Origin of the sequence: Epilithonimonas hispanica (assembly GCF_003385395.1) — a bacterium.
GTDB lineage: Bacteria > Bacteroidota > Bacteroidia > Flavobacteriales > Weeksellaceae > Epilithonimonas > Epilithonimonas hispanica.
In genome coordinates this window covers 1-1,966 of sequence record NZ_QNUG01000098.1, presented here as the reverse complement: position 1 = coordinate 1,966, position 1,966 = coordinate 1, and the positions used below count along the sequence as shown (strand labels likewise).

The 1,966-nt window shown below is 27.8% G+C and carries 3 protein-coding genes; all 3 read right to left on the bottom strand.

Annotation, left to right across the window (positions count from 1 at the left end; genetic code table 11):
• Nucleotides 1-590 precede the first annotated feature (590 nt).
• The 3 genes from DRF58_RS17935 to DRF58_RS17925 all read right to left on the bottom strand — a co-directional run bounded on the left by DRF58_RS17935 (nt 591) and on the right by DRF58_RS17925 (nt 1,808).
• Nucleotides 591-881: a hypothetical protein gene (locus DRF58_RS17935; protein ID WP_123902446.1), complete on the bottom strand. Its 291-nt coding sequence runs from the start codon at nt 879-881 to the stop codon at nt 591-593.
• A gap of 78 nt (nt 882-959) precedes the next feature.
• Entirely contained in the window at nt 960-1,184 is a 225-nt protein-coding gene (locus DRF58_RS17930) for a hypothetical protein (RefSeq protein ID WP_116037310.1), read from the bottom strand.
• Between the two features lie 36 nt (nt 1,185-1,220).
• The gene (locus DRF58_RS17925) at nt 1,221-1,808 is read right to left on the bottom strand and encodes a ParA family protein (RefSeq protein ID WP_116037309.1); all 588 of its coding nucleotides are present in this window, start codon (nt 1,806-1,808) and stop codon (nt 1,221-1,223) included.
• Nucleotides 1,809-1,966: the final 158 nt, after the last annotated feature.

Here is a 1,966-nt window from a genome sequence, read left to right as displayed (position 1 = left end):
AAAACAAACTAATTAACTAATAATCAATAGGTTGAGTTCTTTTATTTTTTTGGTGAAAAAAAATAAAAAGTCGGAAGAAAAATCTTCCGACCATGACTAGGTAAAATCCCGCTTTTTTTATTCTGTATTTTTACTATTTGAGATATTTTATGAGTAAAGTTTAATTTAAAAATTAACCCTTTTGTATATCAAAATAGTAAGCTCTATCTTTGCTGGATAGAAATCCTTTCGCAACAGCGGAGGGATTTTTTTTTACCATATTATTGCGTCACAACTTTAAAGATTGAGAAAAAGGAGATTTACCAATTAAGAGTTGAACGTGATTTTAGTGAGAGAGTAACAGCTAAAAATGACAAAACGAAAAAAAAAATAAAACAATTTAGTTTTACGAAATATTTATGAATAAACAAAAATCAAAATTATGATAGACTTATTTAGTTTAGTATGGATAACAGGACTGTTAGTTCTGTTAGTAGCAATTTTCAAAAAAAGAAAATTCAAGGGATGTTTAACATTTTTAAATTTCAGCTTTTGCTTGGAAGGAGAAGATTAAATGAGAAAAGCGGGTGAAAATCCCGCTTTTTCTTTTATTATTCTAAAGCTTTCATAATTTCTTCACGACTTACAGTTTGTTTATCCATCCGATAAATTTGATCTTCATAATTTTTAACCAAAATAGAAAGTGCTTCCAATTCATCAGATTCTTTAGAATTGGGTTTGATTTCGGTTTGCATTAGTTCGAAGATTCTTTTGATATGATTTTCGTAAATTTCATTTTCCGTTATTTCTCCGAATAGTTCATTAGCATTATTAAACTTTACTCCATCGCCCGCTTTAAGCTCTACCATTGCTTTAATAGTTTCATTGTTAGGTTTTTTCATCTTTTTAGGATTTAATTTAACATCCAGATTTTCCGTAATTCCACTACCCCCCCCCAAAAAAAAATATTTATAAATTACTCATTTAAAGTGCTTTTCATCAATTGCAGTATTTATTAGTTCTTTTAGGCTTATACCTTTTTCTGCTGACATCAATTTCAATTTTTTCAATTTTTCAGTAGGGATGTACAAAGAAAAAATTGTTTCTTCTTTTTTTTCCTTTACAGGAACTACAATCTGTTTCGGTGTTGTAACCGGGGCGTTTTTTGCTTTGCCTATAAGGGCGGAAAAATCTTGCTTTGCCATATTGTGTAATTTATATAATTATATAATTATATACTTTTAATTGATTGATAATGTTAATATTTCTTTTGTCAAGTTATCAATTTGCTTCTGTGCTTTATTATTTTCTTCAACCCCATTTAATAAGACTGAACGAGAAAAAACAACTAAGTCAGAAATCATATTTTTAGAAACTTTCACATTGTATTCTTTTAATTGGTCTTTTATTTCTTCCGTCAAAGTGGTGTTAGGCTTAATCATATTGAAGACAATAATTGCCTTCTTTTCGGCTTTAGAATCTTTAACTGTATTAATAGTAGATTTAATTGCTAAAAGGTCTAAAACTCCTACTTTTGTAGGTATAATAATAACATCAACCACATCACACAATTCGGTTATTTTTTCAGATAAATAAGGAGGTATATCTATGAAAATGAAATCATAGTCAGATTTAATAACTTCTTTTAATTTGTCTGCAGAAAAAATTGGAACATCTGACAGTTCTCGAATATTTAGAAGAGAGCCTTGCATATCCATATCAACAATACAAACTTTTGCATTCTGTCTTAAATTTGATACCAGGTTGAGTGTCAATGTCGATTTTCCTACACCACCTTTTTGATGAGTGGTTAAAATTATTTCAGCCATTTATATAATTATATAATTATACAAATATATAATTATTATTCGTGATTTAGAGTATTAATTAACCTGAGTTCGGGATAAGAAATGAAATAAAATTTGCAATGAAAAGTAATAATTCGTATATTTAAGTTTCTGAAATTCAAATATTTAACGAATTATTA